Genomic DNA, 17,069 nt, shown 5'->3' with positions numbered 1-17,069 from the left:
GTGGGCATGTCTTTTTTAAATGACAGGATGGCAAATACCGATCATGACTCGCTGCGATCCAGTAAGGCGAATTCGAAACTCGCCTGACATTGAAACAGACCCGGCGAGCGAATTTTGGATTAAAAGCCATGGGCGGATCCCCTAAGGTCCGCTGCGGTTTTGATTTGAAGTCTCAAGGACCCCGATGCCGCAAGAACTAAGGAGAAACTGCCCGGTGCCCCCATTGCTTGAGGGATTGCGAATTCTTGTCCTGGAGGATGAGTTCCTGATCGCCATGGATGTCGAGCAGCTTTGCCGCGACCATGGCGCTGGCGACGTGGTGATTGCTCGCGACCTGGCAGAGATCGACCAGCAGACGGTCACCGACAGGTTCGACGGCGTTATCGTCGACCTGATGCTGGGAGGGACGTCGACGCTCGACTTCGCCGCGCAACTGCAACAGACGGGCACACCCTTCGTCTTTGCCTCCGGCTATTCGGACGCGGACGAGATCAAGGCGTCTTTCCCCGGCGTCCGACTGGTGACCAAGCCATATTCGGGAGACGATCTCGTCGAGGCGCTGGCCGTGGCCTGCGGCCGCGCGCCAGTCTGAAATGCCTTCGATCCGGATTTAGGTAGCGGAGCCCACAAACGGGCTCCGCTGTCAGGCGGCGTTTGAGCCGGTGACCTGGGACGAGATGGCATCAGGCCCGTATTCGTCTTCGCCGGAGATTTTCAGGATCTCCTGCAACCGCGTGCGGGCCCGGCTGACCCGGCTCTTGATCGTTCCGACCGCGCAGCCGCAGATCTCGGCCGCTTCCTCATAGGAGAAGCCGGAAGCGCCGATAAGGATGATGGCTTCGCGCTGATCCTCTGGAAGTTGCTCGAGCGCGCCGCGAAAATCCTTAAGGTCGAGCTGGCCATGCTGGGCCGGATGGACGGCAAGCCTGGCGGTCATGATGCCATCGCTGTCCTGCACCTCGCGGCCGCGCTTGCGCATCTGCGAATAGAACTCATTGCGCAGGATGGTGAACAGCCATGCCTTGAGATTGGTGCCCGGCTGGAAGCTCTCATGCTTGTCCCAGGCCTTGACCAGCGTCTCCTGCACCAGATCGTCGGCCTTGTCGGCATTCTGCGTCAGCGACACGGCAAAGGCCCGCAGGCTCGGGATCGAGCCGAGCAGATCGGTCTTGAACCCTTGTGAGACAGCTGCCATGCCTCAGTCCTTCTTCTGCGCGGGTTCTGCCTGTTCCAATTGGCTGAGCAACTGGGCGAAGCGATCCGGCACATTGTCGGAGACGAGCTCGTCATAATATTGTTTGAGTTTGCGGCCGATTTCCGAGTTGGCCCCGAGTGGGTCGCCGGAATTGGCCCGGCGCCTGTCAGCGGCGCCAGCCAGTGTTTCTTTATTCATGTCCTTCATTTCGCCCTTATAGTCCAGCGCCCCGAGCCGCCCTATTACACAACGCGAAGCGGCCCCCTCGTCTGGTTGCCCATCGCCCCACAACGTCGCCCGCACAGATTCGTTCCACAAGCCTCGGAACTTTTTCGCAAAACCCGCGTTTGTTCCCCGGGGCTTGCAATCAGCTTGACCTGGAACCTATGCAATCACGTCATCTGAGGGAGACGTCTATCATGAGCCTTTCCGCAACCATTGCTCCGCACCTGCCGTTCCTGCGCCGCTTCTCGCGCGCCGTTTCGGGATCGCAGGAGAGTGGCGATGCGCTGGTCGCCGCGATGCTCGAAGCCATCATCGCCGATACCGACATCTTCCCCGAAGCGTCGAACGACCGCATCGCTCTTTACAAGGTTTTCGCCAAGCTCTTCACCTCCATTGCCATTCGCGTTCCGCAGGAGCAGGCGCAGTCGGCGTGGGAGCAGCGCGCCGCCGCCAATCTGAACGCCATTGCGCCGCTGCCCCGCCAGGCGTTTCTGCTGGTCGCGGTCGAAGGCTTTAGCGAGGACGAGGCAGCCGAGGTTCTCGATGTCGACAGCAAGGAATTCTCCGAACTGCTTGCCCAGGCAAGCAACGAGATTTCCCGCCAGGTGGCGACCGATGTCCTGATCATCGAGGACGAGCCGCTGATCGCCATGGACATCGAGGAAATGGTCGAGAGCCTCGGTCACCGCGTCGTCGGCACCGCCCGCACCCATGCCGAGGCGGTGGCGATGTTCGGCAAGACAAGGCCGAAGATGGTGCTGGCCGACATCCAGCTTGCCGATGGCAGCTCGGGCATCGATGCGGTCAACGAGATCCTGTCGTCAACCTCGGTGCCGGTGATCTTCATCACCGCCTTCCCCGAGCGCCTGCTGACCGGCGAGCGGCCCGAACCCGCTTTCCTCGTCACCAAGCCGTTCAATCCGGACATGGTCAAGGCGCTGATCAGTCAGGCGTTGTTCTTCGACCGGCAGGCCAAGGCCGCCGCTTAACACAATCTCCAACGTTGCCGCATCCTGGCGGCGTAGCCAGCCAACTGGCGATCGTCACCCGGCGATCGCCAGTTGGCGGTCGCTCCATGTCGCGCTCATACTTGAATCAATTCGCGTCCGGAGCCCTTCCAAAGGCGGTCTTTTTCGGCAAAGGGTGGAACAAACACCAACCACCCACGTTCTTATCTCAGCATCGGAAGGAGACAGATCATGCTCTACTGGGCGCTCGTATTTCTGGTTGTGGCGATCATCGCCGGCGCGCTTGGTTTCGGCGGTATCGCCGGTACCTCGGCCGGCATCGCGCAAATCCTGTTCTTCATCTTTCTCGCCTTCCTCGTCATCTCGCTTCTGGCCGGCCTGTTCAGGCGGGCGTCGTAAGACCGGCAGCGAGCCAACACTGGAAGCCGCACCCCTCAAACGGTTTCCAGCCACCGCCGGGCGGTGTCCTTCAACGGACACCGTCCGGCGGGCCTGTTTAGGGGCTTATTTCAGGAACTGATTTCAACCTGGATCGTTCAGCCTGAGAGGGTGGACAGGTGGACTGATGCGTTCCAGAAGCGGAGATACAGGCGAAAGCGGGCGGAGTGACGAAGTCATCGCCCTGCATCCCGCCGAAAGCGGTATGCAACTTGGCCGTGCCTTGCTTCACGCTCTGCACAATGCCGGCATTTCCGTTCTGTATCAGGACCGCGAGATGAAGACCGTGTGGGCGCGCAACATGCGTGAGCCATGGGCTTCCGACACTGCGGACAGCAACGGCATCCTCCCGCCGGCCCAGCTCGAACACATCGACGCCGCCAAACGCCACGTCATCGCTTCCGGCAATCCCGAACGCCTCGAGCTCAGCGTTCCCACTGCCGAAGGCATCCGTTGGTTCCAGGTGTGGGTCGATGCCGATCGCGGCGATGGTGGCGACGTTCAGGGTGTTGTCACCACAATGGTGGAGACAACCGATCAGAAACGCCGCGAGCAGACGCTGAAGACGCTGCTGCGCGAGGTCAGCCACCGCTCCAAGAATCTGCTGGCCATTATCCAGAGCATTGCCACCCAGACCGGCCGCTATTCCGAGACATCGGACGATTTCCTGACGCGCTTTCGCGGCCGGCTGCAGTCTCTGGCCTCGTCCCAGGATCTTGTGACCTCGTCGAACTGGCGGGGGGCTGCATTGCGCGAGCTTATCCGCGGCCAGGTCGTGCGCTACGGCGCCGATCCCGCACAGAGCCTGCGCTTCAATGGCGTCAATCCATACCTCAATCCCAACGCCGCGCTTCATATCGGCCTGGCCATGCACGAACTCGCGGTCAATTCATTCAGCTACGGCGCTCTCGCCCGGCCGGATGGGTTTGTCGAGGTAACCGCCAACCTGTCGAGCGGCGCTGAAGCCGCTGATAAGCCGGCTTTGTCACTGACCTGGGTCGAGGCCATCGTCGCCAATGACAACAGGCGCACCGAGAAACGTTTCGGCAGCGTCGCACTCGAACGTGTCGTGCCGGCATCGCTGAACGGCACGGCGACGCTCGAAATCACCAGCAACCGTCTCGAATACCGGCTCGTCGTTCCGCACGGCAATTTCGAAACCGAGTAACGGCTGCCTCAAGCGACGGAATCCTTAACCGGCTGTTCACCATAAAGTCCGATGCTGTGGTTCCCAGAGATTGCTGGATTCTGACCGATTCCACCGACGCTTCGGCCGCGGCCTGCAAGGCAACGATGGGAGGAATGATCTTGACGGTTGCCGATATGAACAGGCTGGAACAGGCCGCGCGCGTCTCGATGAGCGGCTTTCAGGATCCGGACGCTGCCACCACGCCTGCGCCGCACCCCTGGCATCCCTTGCTTCGTTTCGCCGCTGTCGCGCTCGTCGCAGCCATCGTGCTGATCGTGGCGTCGCAGCTGGGTTGAGCCAGGATCGCACGGGTTCACGCTGCTCCCAAGTCAGGCTGAACTGAGAGGCTGGTCTGGCTCCCTGGCCAGCCAATTATTAACGTCCCCAGCTTTCATCACAGGAACTTTGACGGCTGCCGACCGTTCTTATGGCGAGAGAGGACCTTTCGCCGTGGAACACATCGCCGCTTTGCTTCTGGTTATCGGCTGTTCAAACAGCATGACCGAATGCCGCGAACTGCCGGTGCCGGTCAGCGTATTCGAGACCGCGCAGGCGTGCACCGCCGAGCGGCCCTTCGCCATGGCTGACGTGCAGGGTCAGGCCCAGCACGTCGTTGCCAAATGTCTCGCCGTCGACCCTGCCCTGGAGGACGACTACGACCAGATCGTCTGGAACGTGCGTCCCGATGGTTCGCTCGAAGCATCCTTGCAGATTTCCAACGTCGTGGTTGCGTCGAATGTGACGCGCCCCGAAAAAGACTATCTTCGCCAACAATAAAATCGAGCGGGCAAAAGCCTCCATTTCATGCTAAATGGCGGCTGGAGCTTATTTAAGTGAGGACGAAAGTGAGGAGAGACTCAATGCGGAAATTGATTATTGCCATGGTTGCCGTGGTTGCCGTCAGCGGCTGCAGCACGACCGAACAGGACGTGGGTGTCGGTACGTTGGTTGGCGCCGGCGTCGGCGGCCTGGTTGGCGGCGGCAAGGGTGCGCTCATCGGCGCCGCCGTTGGTGCCGGTTCCGGTCTGCTCGTGCGCAACCTGCGCAATGGTTATTGCCAGTATCGCGACAATCGCGGCCGGCTCTACACCGCTCGCTGCTGATCCGCTTTTAAAAGCGTCAAACAATCGAGACGGAGACCGGTCAGCCGGTCTCCGTTTGTTTGCCGGTGTCAGGCGGCGGAATCCTGATTTCCACCGTAAGCCCGTCGGCACGAAAATCCCTGCTGATCGTGCCGCGCAATTCGCGCGTGACATTGAGATCGATCAGCTTGGTTCCGAAGCCGGTCTTGGCCGGCGCTTCGAGTTGCTTCTGCCCCGCCTCGCGCCAGTTCAGGACCAGCATCCTGCCGGCCCCGCGCCCCTCGAACGACCAGTCCACTTTAAGCGCGCCGACGGAATTGCCGGCCTCGCCGTACTTCAGCGCATTCGTCGCCAATTCGTGGAAGGTAAGGCCAAGCGCCTGCGTCGTCGTCTCGTCGAGCAGCACCTGAGGCCCTGACAATATCCCGTCCGGAAGCTCCTTGCCGAACACCTGGCCAAGCTCGATGCGAAGCAGATCGCCAAGGTCGGCCTTCTGCCAGCGCGACCGCGTCAGCATGTCTTGGGAAGCCGCCATTGCCTGCAGGCGGGCCGAGAAGGAGGAGGAGAATTCCTTTACGTCGGTGGCGTGCGCTGCCGTCTGGCGCGCGATCGCCAGCACCCGGGTGATCGAATTCTTGATCCGATGCTTCATCTCCTGCAGCATCAGATCCTTTTCGAGCAGGCTCTTTTCCGTCGTCTCGTGCAACAGCGACTTGGCGTCATAGGCGCGCTCCTGGTAGCGCGCCACCAGCGCGATGGCCCCGGCCAGAAGGAGCCCGAACAGACCGAGCATCACTGGAATGGCGCGCGAGGACGGCTGCGAGAAAGCGCTTGTCGGCCGAAACAGCACCGTCCACGCCCGGCCGGCGACGATGATCTTGCGCGTTACCAACAGCCTGTCGCCAAAGCTCGCAACCGGCGGCGTTTCCGACTGGAACAGAAGATTGTCGGCGTCGACCGTGCCGTCATAGACCTCGGTGTTGACCGGCAGCAGAGGCGTGCGGCTGAGCGCGGTCTGGAACAGGTCGCGGGCACGGAAAGCGGCATAGAGAAAGCCTGAAGTCGATGATCTCGACGCGTTGATGCCATCCGGCGCGGTTTCGACATTGAGCCTGACGAAGACCAGGAAGCCGGTAAAGGTCTGCGCCGCGCCCGTGCCCTGGCCGAGTTGGACGAGACCGCTTGCATGCTGCGCGTCATCGGCCATCGCCTTTTCGATCGCTTCGCGCCGCACCGGTTCGGTGAACATGTCGTAGCCGATGGTCGACTCGTTGGAAGGGTCGAGCGGCTCGAACAGCACGATAGGCGTGCGCCAGGACTGTGACGAGTCCGGATAGATGGCGTGGGGCACGCCACGGTCGCGCAACATGCCACGCTCGACCGCCGCTTCGTCGCCGGCTTTGGCCAGCCTGAGATAGCCGATGCCGCGCAGGCCGGCGAAATTGCTGTCGACATCGAGCGCGCTGAAGAAGGCCTTGAATTCGCTTCGCGAAATCTCGCCATTGCGGGCGTCGAACAGCGCCTGCGTCGAGCGCAGCAGCGACAGATGCAGGTCGATGCGGCTTTCGATGCGGTTGAGCGCATCGTCGGCCGTCGCCTCGAACTTGATCCGTGCCGCCTCCTGGGTGGCGAAGTAGGCGAAGCCCGCCATCGTCAGGCTGATCAGCGCGACGGCAATGAAGGCGAGGATCGGAAAAAGCTTCTTCAACGCAGACCCATGAACGGTTCGGGAACCTTTATGGGCAAGTCGCCGCGGCAACACAATGGCGCGGCCAAACCATCATGACGGCTGGCACATCAAGTTCCAGAAATTTAGCCGGCTTATGATCGTGCACCGGGAAAGATGACGTTCAGCCGATGACAGCGCTTGCTCAGGCGGCGATCTTCAGCGCACCCGGACCCGGAATGGCGCCGGGCGGGCATTTGCCGAGGATGATCATGCCGAGCACCTCGTCCTGGGTAACGTCGGCGGTCCGCGCGGTACCGACGACCTGGCCGTTCTTCATCACGCAGACGCGGTCGGCAAGTTCGAACACGTCATGGATGTCGTGGCTGATCAGGAAGATGCCGATGCCGTCGGCCTTGAGTTGCTTGACCAGCTCGCCGACCTGCGCCGTTTCCTGCGGACCGAGTGCCGCCGTCGGTTCATCCATGATCAGGATGCGGGCGTTGAACAGGATGGCGCGTGCGATCGCCACCGACTGCCGCTGGCCGCCTGACAGCTTGACCACCGGCTCCTTGAAGCGCTGGAAGCGCGGATTGAGACGGCCCATCACCTTGCGCGCTTCGGCCTCCATGGCGACATCGTCGAGCGTGCCCCAGGCCGTCATGATTTCGCGGCCGAGGAACAGATTGGCGGCGGCGTCGACATTGTCGGCCAGCGCCAGCGTCTGGTAGATGGTCTCGATGCCGTACTTCTTGGCATCGCGCGGGTTGGAGATGGAGGCCTCCTGACCACTGACGAAGATGTGGCCGGCATCGCGCTTGTAGGCGCCCGACAGGATCTTGATCAGCGTCGATTTGCCGGCGCCGTTATGGCCGAGCAGCGCGACGACCTCGCCTGGAAAGAGATCGATCGACGCATCGTMGACAGCGCGGATGCCGCCGAAAGCGATCGAGATGTTGCGCATGTCGATCAGCGGTGTGCCGCTAGGCGCACTGGTGGGAGCAGTCTTTTCCATGATCGTATCTCCTCCCTAAACGCGCTTGCGATAGACGGTGTCGAGAAACACCGCGATGACCAGCACGGCCCCGACGACAATGCTCTGCAGCGGCGAGTCGACGCCGAGCAGCACCATGCCGGACTGCAGCGATTGCATCAAAAGCGCGCCCAGCATGGCGCCGATGACGGTTCCCGAACCGCCGGCAAGCGAGGTTCCGCCAATGACGGCGGCGGCGATGACCAGCAGCTCGTCCAGCGTGCCGAGCGCATTGGTTGCCGAATTCAGCCGGGCCGAAGAGATCGCCGCGGCGATCGTTGCCAGCACGCCCATGATCATGAACACCTTCATGGTGATCCAGCGCGTGTTGATGCCGGCGAGATTGGCGGCCTCTGGATTGCCGCCAATGGCAAAGACATAACGCCCGAAACGCGTGCGGTTGGAGATGAAGGTCATGACGATGCCCACCACCACAGCCATCAGCACCGGAATGGCGATGCCGTGGGCGATGAACAGCCCGCCTTCCGGCACGGTGATGTTGTTGGCCTCCGCATACCGCTTCACAATGCCGACCGGCCATGGATAGGAGTTGGCAACCCACACCGCGCCCAGGATGATTGCGCAGGTGACGGTGCCGAGCAGCATCTCGGCCCAGATGGGACGCAAGGGGAAATGGAAGCGTTTGCGCTGCACGCGCCCGTTGAACAACGCGAACACCACGGCAAGGCAGGCGACGATGCCGACGACCCAGCTCCAGGTCGCGCCGATCGATCCGGCGGGACCGCCGCCCATCAGCTGGAAGGTGGCGTCGAGCGGCGCCACGGTCTGGCCGCTGGTCACCCACCAGGCCGCACCGCGCCAGACCAGCAGGCCACCCAGCGTGACGATGAAGGCCGGTACTTCGAGATAGGCGATGATGAAGCCCTGAAAGGCGCCGATAAGCAGGCCGAGCGCCAGACCAATGACCAGCGCCAGCACCCAGATCCACGGATTTCCCAATTCAAGCCCGACGAACCGCACCAGGAAATGCACCTGGGCGAAGCCCATCACCATACCGATCACCCCTTCGGCCGATCCGACCGACAGGTCGATGTTGCGCATGACGATGACCAGCACCATGCCGGAGGCCATGATCGCCACGGCTGAGGTCTGCACCGACAGGTTCCACAGGTTGCGCGGCGTTAGGAAAAGACCACCCGACAGGATGTGTATGCCGATCCAGATGACCAGCAGCGCACCGACCATGCCGAGCATGCGCGTGTCGATCTCGGTCGCTTTCAGGAACCGGGCGACCGCGCCGAGTTCCGACGCACGCGCGGTGTCGGCCTGCGAAGTCGAGGTCGTGTCGGTCATGATGTCCTCCCAGCGGCTTGCCGTCTGACGCGGATGCCGGACCACAGCCTAGAAGTTAGCCGCCTATGGCGGAAACACAAATCTTGTTGAGAAAACGCCGCGGCTTTGAAGCAATTCCAGGAAAAGTGCGTAGCGGTTTTCCGTCCGGAATTGCGCAAGATAAAGAAACCGGAGCGGTTCAGTGATCAATCACTGAACCGCTCCAAGCCGCGGCGTCGATATCGAAGGGAAACAAGCCAAGCTTAGTTGCAGGCCGCGACGCTGCCGGCGGCGACGCCCGTGCAGACTTCGTCCTTCTTGATCCAGCCGGCATCGATGACAACGTTGAGGTTGTCCTTGGTGATCGCGACCGGGGTGAGGAACAGCGATTTGACGGTGTTGCCGCCAGGCGTGGTGAAGTCCTTGGCGCCGGCGATGTCGCCGGTCTTCTTGCCGTCGGCGAGCTGCGAGGCGATCTCGGCGGCGTTCTTGCCGAGTTCGCGCGCATCCTTCCACACCGACACAGTCTGCGTGCCGAGCGCGATGCGGTTCAGAGCGGCATGGTCGCCGTCCTGGCCCGAGACCGGAACGGTTCCGGCAAGACCCTGCGCCGTCAGCGCGGCGACGACGCCGCCGGCGGTGCCATCATTGGCCGCGACCACCGCATCGACCTTGTTGTCATTGGCGGTCAGGAACTGTTCCATGTTCTTCTGGGCGTTGGCGGGCAGCCAGCCGTCCGTGTAGGCCTCGCCGACATTCTTGATCTTGCCCGAGTCGATGGCTTCCTTGAGCACTTCCATCGAGCCCGAGAACAGGAAGTCGGCATTCGGATCAGAGCCCGAGCCCTTGATGAAGACGTAGTTGCCTTCCGGCTTGGCTTTGAACACTTCGCGGGCCTGCATGCGGCCGACTTCCTTGTTGTCGAAGGTCAGATAGAAGACGTCCTTGTTCTCGATCAGGCGGTCATAGCCGACGACCGGAATGCCTTCGTCCAGCGCCTTCTGCACTGCCGGGCCGATGGCCGAGGCGTCCTGCGCCAGGATGATCAGCGAGTTGGCGCCCTGCGAGATCAGGCTCTCGACGTCGGTCAGCTGCTTACCCGGATTGGACTGCGCGTCGGCGGAAATGTACTTGTCGCCGGCAGCTTCGATCGCGGCCTTCATCGCCGCTTCGTCGGTCTTCCAGCGCTCTTCCTGGAAGTTCGACCACGACACGCCGATGACCTTGTCCTTCGCCTGCGCGACCGACACCAGCGTCAGCGACATGGCGACACCCGCCAGCATGGCGGCTGCAAATCTGTTCATGATAATCCTCCCTGCGCCGCGCACGGCGCGACAAAACTGGCCCGAAGGCCGGCACACAGAGGCTCCATTTTTTCGAGCCTCGAAAAAATACTGGTCCAACGGCGGGGCGCTGTCAACATCGATTCTGATGGAATCTGATGGCCTCAACGAATTTTTTCGAGACTCGCAATAAACAATGACAGCACGGCCGGCTTCTGCCAATATTTGGCTGGTGCCGCCAAATGCCTCCACTATCATTGAGGCGCGAGGAGGACCGGGAGGAAGATAAAAGATGTCGGTTGGAATCCGCCACGACGATTTGCGCCGTCGCAACCGTGCGATGGTGATTTCGGCCGTGCGCCGGGCCGGCCAGCCGTCGCGGACCGAGATTGCGGCGACCACCGGTCTCAGCCACTCGACCATATCGGCTATCTCCTCGGATTTGATTGCGGAAGGCATCCTGGCCGAGAGCAAGCCCGGCGAGACCGGCGCGCTGAAGCGCGGCAGGCCGCAGGTCGGCCTTGGCCTCAACCCGGAGGCAGCGGCGGTGATGACCGTGGTGCTGTCGCTGAACTTCCTCTCCGTCACCGTCATCGACTATGCCGGCCAGGTGGTCGCCGAGGAACAGCGCCGGCTGGACACGCTGACCATGCCGCGCGACGAGCTGATCGGCGAATGTACGGCAATCGTACGCCGGCGGCTCGAGGATCCCGACCTCGATGTGCAGAGCGTCGCGCGCATTGCCATGGGCATCCAGGGCATCACCGATTCGCATGCGCGCGCCATGCTATGGTCGCCGATCACGCCGCTGACCGACATTGGCTTTGCCGACATATTGGAAGCGGAGTTCGGCATTCCGGCCACCATGGAGAACGACTGCAACATGATGGCGGTGGCGTTGCAATGGCGCCAACCCGAGCGCTACCGCGACGATTTCATCGCCATCCTGCTCTCGCACGGCATCGGCATGGGGCTGGTGCTCAAGGGCGAGCTGTTCACCGGCACCCATTCGTCCGGCGGCGAGTTCGGCCACATGATCCACCGTCCCGGCGGCGCGCTCTGCCGCTGCGGGCGGCGCGGCTGCGTCGAGGCCTATGCCGGCAATTACGCCATCTGGCGCAGCGCCAAGATGATGAGCGAGGATGCCGAACCGGTCGATGTCGGCGATGCCGATATGCGGGCGCTGGCCGCACGCGCCCGCGAGACGGATGGCCCGGAGCGCGAGGCCTATCGCAAGGCCGGCGAGGCGCTCGGCTTCGGCCTTGGCAGCCTGTTTGCCCTGATCGATCCCGCCCCTGTCGCCATGGTCGGCGTCAGCGCCGCCGCCTTCGATCTGATCGAGCCGGCATTGCGCGAGGCCATCGCCCAGACCGCCGGCGGCCAGCACTCGAAGTCGATCTCCTTCGACACCGAGCCCAACGAACTGCCGCTGATCCGCGAAGGCTGCGCCATGCGCGCGCTCGGCTTCGTCGACCAGGAGATTTTTGCGCCGGGGATTCAGGCGAAGACCGGCAAGCACGTCGCCTGAGAGGCCGGCGACGGCGCGGCGCGCCTAATCTTCCCGGATAGCGTAGCCGGCGCCGCGGATGGTGCGGATGACATCCGGCATGCGGCCATTGTTGACCGCCTTGCGCAGGCGCCCGACATGAACGTCGACCGTGCGCTCGTCGATATAGATCGTCTCGCCCCAGACATTGTCGAGCAGCTGGCTGCGCGAGAACACCCGGCCGGGGTGGCGCATCATGAATTCGAGCAGGCGGAATTCGGTCGGCCCGAGCCGGATCTCGCTCTTCTTGCGGTAGACGCGGTGCGATTCACGGTCGAGCACAATGTCGCCGACCTTGAGCACGCTGGACAGGACTTCCGGCTTGGCGCGGCGCAGCAGCGCCTTCACGCGCGCCATGAATTCCGGCGTCGAGAACGGCTTGACCAGATAATCGTCGGCGCCGGTGGACAGGCCGCGCACGCGGTCGCTCTCCTCGCCGCGCGCGGTCAGCATGATGATCGGCAGCCGTTCGGTTTCCGGCCGCATCCTGAGCCGCCGGCAGAGCTCGATGCCGGACACCGCCGGCACCATCCAGTCGAGCACCAGCAGGTCGGGGACGTTTTCCTGCAGCCGGATTTCGGCCTCGTCGCCGCGCGTCACCACTTCGACCTGGTAGCCTTCGGATTCGAGGTTGTAGCGGAGAAGCACGCCCAGCGGCTCCTCGTCCTCCACGACCATGATGCGTGGCGCAATCATCAGCAGTTCACCCTTGTCAGGCCGACGTGGCCATCGCCGTCTCGTCCTGCTTCGGGCGATTGGCGGGGAGTTGCTGGCCGGTTAGCACATAATACGCATTTTCAGCGATGTTGGTGACATGATCGCCGATGCGCTCCAGATTCTTGGCGCAGAACAGCAGATGCGTGCAGGCGGTGATGTTGCGCGGGTCTTCCATCATGTAGGTCAAGAGTTCACGAAACACCGACGTGTATTTGACGTCGATGCGCTCGTCGTCATTCCTGAGCTTCGCCAGCGCAGCCGCATCCGCGGCAGCATATTCCTCGACCACCCCTTGCACCTGGATCAGCACCAGCTGCGCCATTGCATCGATGGAATGCGAGAGGTCGCGCGGCGTGACGCTCAAACCGACGGTACCGACGCGCTTGGCGATGTTCTTGGCCAGGTCGCCGATGCGCTCAAGGTCGCCGGCCATGCGGATCGAGCCGACCACTGCACGCAGATCGTTGGCCATCGGCTGGCGCTTGGCGATCAGCGTGATGGCGCGGTCGTCGAGTTCACGCTGGCGCGCGTCCATGATGGCGTCGTCCGAAACCACACGCTGCGCCAGCGCATTGTCCGAATTGAGCAGCGCCTTGGTCGAGCCGCTGACCATCGAGCCGGCGAGATCGCCCATGTCGCGGATCAGCTTGCTGATCTGCCCCAGTTCTTCATCGAAGGAGGCGACGGTATGTTCACCCATGATCCTGGTCCTCGTGCCTGAAAATTCAACCGCTGGACGGCTCAGCCGAAGCGGCCGGTGATGTAGTCCTGGGTGCGCTTGTCGTCGGGATTGGTGAACATCTTGTCGGTGGCGCCCTCCTCGACCAGGTAGCCGAGATGGAACATCGCCGTGCGCTGCGACACGCGCGCCGCCTGCTGCATCGAGTGGGTGACGATGACGATGGTGTAGTTCTGGCGCAGTTCGTCGATCAGCTCCTCGACGCGGGCGGTCGCGATCGGGTCGAGCGCCGAGCAGGGCTCGTCCATCAGGATCACTTCCGGCGACACGGCAATGGCGCGCGCGATGCACAGGCGCTGCTGCTGGCCGCCAGACAGGCCTGTGCCGGGCTCCTGCAGGCGGTCCTTGACCTCGTTCCAGATCGCCGCCTTCTTCAGGCTGGATTCGACGATCTGGTCCATGTCGGACTTGCGCTTGGCCAGGCCATGGATGCGCGGGCCGTAGGCCACGTTCTCGTAGATCGACTTCGGGAACGGGTTGGGCTTCTGAAACACCATGCCGACGCGGGCCCTGAGCTCAACGACGTCGATGTTCTTGTCGTAGATGTCGTCCTCGTCGAGCGTGATCTTGCCGGTCACCCGCGCCGAATCGATGGTGTCGTTCATGCGGTTGAGGCAGCGCAGGAAGGTCGACTTGCCGCAGCCGGACGGGCCGATCAGCGCCGTCACCTGATTGAGGCGGACGTCGAGATTGACGTCGAACAGCGCCTGCTTCTCGCCATAGAACACGCCGACCTTGTCGCCGCGCATCTTGATGACTTCGTTCGACTTGGCGTTCATTTTGTCGCCCACTGCGTTTTCAAGGGACTGTTCGGTCATGATGTTCATACCAAATTGCCTTTTTTCTACCAGCGCCGCTCGAACCGGCGCCGAAGCACGATCGCGGTGATGTTCATGGCCATGAGGAAGACGAGCAGGATGATGATGGCGCCGGACATGCGCTCGACAAAAGCGCGTTCGGCCTCGTTTGCCCACATGTATATCTGCACCGGCAGTGCGGTTGCCGGATCGAAAGGCGTCTTCGGATAGTCGGCGACAAAGGCGACCATGCCGATCAGAAGCAGCGGTGCTGTCTCGCCCAGCGCACGCGCCAGGCCGATAATGGTTCCGGTCAGGATGCCGGGAGCGGCCAGCGGCAGTATGTGCTGGAACACCATCTGCATCTTGGAGGCGCCAAGGCCGAGTGCGGCCGAGCGGATCGACGGTGGCACCGCGGCAAGGGCGGCGCGCGTGGCGATGATGATGGTCGGCAGCGTCATCAGCGTCAGCACCAGGCCGCCGACGAAGGCGGCGGAGCGCGGCATGCCGAGGAAGTTGATGAACACGGCAAGCCCGAGCAGGCCAAAGACGATCGACGGCACCGCCGCCAGATTGTTGATGTTGACCTCGATCAGGTCGGTGAAGCGGTTCTTCTTGGCGAATTCCTCGAGATAGATGGAGGCGGCGACGCCGATCGGCAGCGCCAAAAGCAGCACGATCACCATCATATAGAACGAGCCGATGATGGCCACGCCCATGCCCGACGTCTCAGGCCGGCTGGAGGCGCCATAGGTGAACAGGCCGGTGTTGAAATGCTCGGCCATCACGCCGTCGGCCTTGAGCTTGGTCATCCAGTCGATCTGCTGGTTGGACACCTTGCGGCGCGCCTCATCGACGCTGAGGTCGATCTGGCCCTTGAAGGCGGAGTCGAGATTGGCCGCGGCCAGGATGTTGACGTCGCGCGTGGTGCCGATCACCGAGGGATCGGCGGCGACGATGTCGCGCAGCTGGACACGGGCGCCTTCCGACAGGAAACCCTTGAGCTTCATGACCATCGGCTTGTTGTTGGGGTCGATGCCGAGTTTGGCCATCAGCGCAGTGTCGGCAAGCTTGGGATAGTTCGCCTTGATCAGTACGCTCGGGTCGGTGGCGCGCTTGTTCGAGGGGTCGATGATTTTCTCGTCGAAAGTGATCGGCAAAGTCACCGTCGTCTGCCAGAAGGCGGTGTAGCCTTTCGAGACGATGGTGATCAGCATGATAGCCAGGAACGCCAGGCCGACCGAGATCGCAATCACACCATAGATGCGGAATCGGCGTTCGGCGGCGTAGCGCGCCTTCAGCCCGATGTCGCGGCGCGGACGCGCGACAGTGCCCGCCATCGTGTCCAGGGGAATGTCGGTCATTCGTACTGCTCCCGGTACTTGCGCACGATGTAGAGGGCGACGATGTTCATCACCAGCGTCAGCGCGAACAGCGTCAGACCGAGCGCGAAAGCGACGAGCGTCTGCGGCGAGTTGAACTCAAGGTCGCCGGTCAGCTGGTTGACGATCTTGACGGTGATGGTCGTCATCGCCTCGAATGGATTGGCGGTCAGGTTGGCGGCGACGCCGGCGGCCAGCACGACGATCATCGTCTCGCCGATGGCACGCGAGGCGGTGAGCAGAATGGCGCCGACAATGCCGGGAAGTGCTGCCGGCAGGATCACCCGCTTGATCGTCTCGGAGCGCGTAGCACCCAGGCCGAGCGAGCCGTCACGCATGGCGCGCGGCACCGCGGTGATGATGTCGTCGGACAGCGAGGACACGACCGGGATCAGCATGACGCCCATCACCAGGCCGGCGGTGAAGATGCTCTGGCCCTGGATGAAGGGGGAGCCGCCGGTGAGTGCCGCCGACAGGTCGCGCAGGAACGGCCCGAGCGTGACCACGGCGAAGATGCCGTAGACGATGGTCGGGATGCCGGCCAGCAGTTCCAGCGCCGGCTTGACCACCGAACGCACGCTGCGAGAGGCGTATTCGGACATGTAGACCGCCGACATCAACCCGACCGGCACTGCGACCAGCAGAGCGACGGCGGCGATGTAGAGCGTGCCGGCGAGCAGCGGGATCAGGCCGAACTGGCCCTGGCTGCCACCGGAACCGGCAGCGGCGAAACGCGGATCCCACACCGTGCCGAAGAAGAAGCTCATCGGCGACACGCTTTCGAAGAAGGTGATGGTCTGGAACAGCATCGACAGCACGATGCCGACCGTGGTCAGGATGGCGATGGTCGAGGCCGCAAGCAGCCCCCACAGCATCAGCCGCTCGACATTGTTGCGCGCTCTGGCGCGCGGCGCGATCTGCCGCAGCGCGTAGAAGGCGCCGGCGATCGACAGAGCGAAGGTGATGACGGCGCCGAACAGCCCAAGCCGGTCCTGAACGGCATTCGCCTCGACCGCGATCGGGATCATGTAGTCCTGGGTATCTGTCGCCAGCGCCACGCCCTTGGCGGCGAGCATCGGCTGCAACTCAGCGAACGTGGCGGGAAGCGGCGTACCGGAATCAAGCCGGCGCAGGCCCTTGGCGAGGCTCTTCACCAGGCTGGCGTCGAGCGCTTCGCTGGCAACCTTGGAGTCGACAGTGCGCTCGGGCAGGGCGGCGTGGATGTGCCGGTCAAGATAGAAGGACGAGCCGATGTCCCAGACGGCGAGCAGCAGGACAGCAGGCAGGACGGCGAGCAGAAAGGCCCACCAGCCGTGATAGTGGGCGCGCGAATGCGGCTTGACCTTGCCGGTTTCGTGCGCCGCGGCGCGCTGGCGGCCGATCACGAAGGCGACCACGCCGATGGCAATGACTATGGCGAGTACGAGCAAGGACGACATCACCCACCCCAGGGAAAATTCAGATCGCCGCCGCCGTTGCGGCAAGCGGCGAAATCAGGGCGCGGATTTGGTCCGCG

Annotated in this window: 19 protein-coding genes; 8 read left to right on the top strand and 11 right to left on the bottom strand. The window is 62.9% G+C overall.

Going from position 1 to position 17,069, the window contains the following annotated elements; translation table 11 throughout:
* Positions 1 to 274: 274 nt before the first annotated feature.
* A complete protein-coding gene (locus AC1DYJ_RS07860) occupies positions 275 to 592 on the top strand; it encodes a response regulator (protein ID WP_477283957.1) in 318 nt (105 codons plus the stop codon).
* 51 nt (positions 593 to 643) lie between these two features.
* On the opposite strand, the gene AC1DYJ_RS07855 is transcribed toward AC1DYJ_RS07860, so the two are convergent.
* Positions 644 to 1,195, bottom strand: a complete 552-nt coding sequence (locus tag AC1DYJ_RS07855) for a sigma-70 family RNA polymerase sigma factor (RefSeq protein ID WP_023670095.1) — start codon at positions 1,193 to 1,195, stop codon at positions 644 to 646.
* Between the two features lie 3 nt (positions 1,196 to 1,198).
* The gene (locus AC1DYJ_RS07850) at positions 1,199 to 1,402 is read right to left on the bottom strand and encodes a NepR family anti-sigma factor (RefSeq protein ID WP_352759402.1); all 204 of its coding nucleotides are present in this window, start codon (positions 1,400 to 1,402) and stop codon (positions 1,199 to 1,201) included.
* Between the two features lie 212 nt (positions 1,403 to 1,614).
* Between AC1DYJ_RS07850 and AC1DYJ_RS07845 the strand changes: the two genes are divergently transcribed.
* The 6 genes from AC1DYJ_RS07845 to AC1DYJ_RS07820 all read left to right on the top strand — a co-directional run bounded on the left by AC1DYJ_RS07845 (position 1,615) and on the right by AC1DYJ_RS07820 (position 5,118).
* Positions 1,615 to 2,409 carry a response regulator gene (locus AC1DYJ_RS07845; protein ID WP_477283684.1) on the top strand — a complete coding sequence of 265 codons (795 nt, stop codon included), beginning with the start codon at positions 1,615 to 1,617 and terminating at the stop codon, positions 2,407 to 2,409.
* A gap of 210 nt (positions 2,410 to 2,619) precedes the next feature.
* A complete protein-coding gene (locus tag AC1DYJ_RS07840) occupies positions 2,620 to 2,787 on the top strand; it encodes a DUF1328 domain-containing protein (RefSeq protein ID WP_023670098.1) in 168 nt (55 codons plus the stop codon).
* A 166-nt stretch (positions 2,788 to 2,953) separates the two neighbouring features.
* Entirely contained in the window at positions 2,954 to 3,994 is a 1,041-nt protein-coding gene (locus AC1DYJ_RS07835; protein ID WP_477283686.1) for a sensor histidine kinase, read from the top strand.
* Positions 3,995 to 4,128: 134 nt separating this feature from the next.
* Positions 4,129 to 4,311 carry a hypothetical protein gene (locus AC1DYJ_RS07830; RefSeq protein ID WP_477283688.1) on the top strand — a complete coding sequence of 61 codons (183 nt, stop codon included), beginning with the start codon at positions 4,129 to 4,131 and terminating at the stop codon, positions 4,309 to 4,311.
* A gap of 154 nt (positions 4,312 to 4,465) precedes the next feature.
* Positions 4,466 to 4,792: a hypothetical protein gene (locus tag AC1DYJ_RS07825; RefSeq protein WP_477283690.1), complete on the top strand. Its 327-nt coding sequence runs from the start codon at positions 4,466 to 4,468 to the stop codon at positions 4,790 to 4,792.
* 83 nt (positions 4,793 to 4,875) lie between these two features.
* Positions 4,876 to 5,118, top strand: coding sequence for a YMGG-like glycine zipper-containing protein (locus AC1DYJ_RS07820; RefSeq protein ID WP_112559509.1), 243 nt, complete (start codon positions 4,876 to 4,878; stop codon positions 5,116 to 5,118).
* A 40-nt stretch (positions 5,119 to 5,158) separates the two neighbouring features.
* Here AC1DYJ_RS07820 and AC1DYJ_RS07815 read toward each other — a convergent pair whose 3' ends face one another.
* From AC1DYJ_RS07815 to xylF, 4 genes are all read right to left on the bottom strand, one after another.
* Entirely contained in the window at positions 5,159 to 6,805 is a 1,647-nt protein-coding gene (locus AC1DYJ_RS07815; RefSeq protein ID WP_477283691.1) for a CHASE domain-containing protein, read from the bottom strand.
* Between the two features lie 163 nt (positions 6,806 to 6,968).
* Positions 6,969 to 7,778 carry an ATP-binding cassette domain-containing protein gene (locus AC1DYJ_RS07810; RefSeq protein ID WP_477426010.1) on the bottom strand — a complete coding sequence of 270 codons (810 nt, stop codon included), beginning with the start codon at positions 7,776 to 7,778 and terminating at the stop codon, positions 6,969 to 6,971.
* A gap of 15 nt (positions 7,779 to 7,793) precedes the next feature.
* Complete coding sequence (locus AC1DYJ_RS07805) at positions 7,794 to 9,110, bottom strand: sugar ABC transporter permease (protein ID WP_477426008.1); 1,317 nt, start codon at positions 9,108 to 9,110, stop codon at positions 7,794 to 7,796.
* 242 nt (positions 9,111 to 9,352) lie between these two features.
* Positions 9,353 to 10,393, bottom strand: a complete 1,041-nt coding sequence (gene xylF / locus AC1DYJ_RS07800; protein WP_477283697.1) for a D-xylose ABC transporter substrate-binding protein — start codon at positions 10,391 to 10,393, stop codon at positions 9,353 to 9,355.
* 271 nt (positions 10,394 to 10,664) lie between these two features.
* Between xylF and AC1DYJ_RS07795 the strand changes: the two genes are divergently transcribed.
* A complete protein-coding gene (locus AC1DYJ_RS07795; RefSeq protein ID WP_477283699.1) occupies positions 10,665 to 11,900 on the top strand; it encodes an ROK family protein in 1,236 nt (411 codons plus the stop codon).
* Positions 11,901 to 11,924: 24 nt separating this feature from the next.
* Here AC1DYJ_RS07795 and phoB read toward each other — a convergent pair whose 3' ends face one another.
* The 5 genes from phoB to pstC are packed head-to-tail and all read right to left on the bottom strand — an operon-like array spanning position 11,925 to position 16,992.
* Entirely contained in the window at positions 11,925 to 12,614 is a 690-nt protein-coding gene (gene phoB, locus AC1DYJ_RS07790) for a phosphate regulon transcriptional regulator PhoB (protein WP_010911896.1), read from the bottom strand.
* A 16-nt stretch (positions 12,615 to 12,630) separates the two neighbouring features.
* Positions 12,631 to 13,335, bottom strand: coding sequence for a phosphate signaling complex protein PhoU (phoU, locus tag AC1DYJ_RS07785; protein WP_477283701.1), 705 nt, complete (start codon positions 13,333 to 13,335; stop codon positions 12,631 to 12,633).
* Positions 13,336 to 13,376: 41 nt separating this feature from the next.
* Positions 13,377 to 14,201 (bottom strand): phosphate ABC transporter ATP-binding protein PstB, encoded by an 825-nt coding sequence (gene pstB, locus AC1DYJ_RS07780; protein WP_112393380.1) that lies wholly within the window; start codon positions 14,199 to 14,201, stop codon positions 13,377 to 13,379.
* Positions 14,202 to 14,218: 17 nt separating this feature from the next.
* Positions 14,219 to 15,535, bottom strand: a complete 1,317-nt coding sequence (pstA, locus tag AC1DYJ_RS07775; protein ID WP_477283703.1) for a phosphate ABC transporter permease PstA — start codon at positions 15,533 to 15,535, stop codon at positions 14,219 to 14,221.
* Positions 15,532 to 16,992: a phosphate ABC transporter permease subunit PstC gene (gene pstC, locus AC1DYJ_RS07770; protein ID WP_477283705.1), complete on the bottom strand. Its 1,461-nt coding sequence runs from the start codon at positions 16,990 to 16,992 to the stop codon at positions 15,532 to 15,534. The genes pstA and pstC overlap by 4 nt, the downstream gene beginning before the upstream one ends.
* Positions 16,993 to 17,069 lie beyond the last annotated feature (77 nt).

Source organism: Mesorhizobium sp. P2_B11 (genome assembly GCF_056404855.1).
Note: the sequence above shows the minus strand (reverse complement) of the source record. Positions and strands in the feature narration are given on the sequence as shown.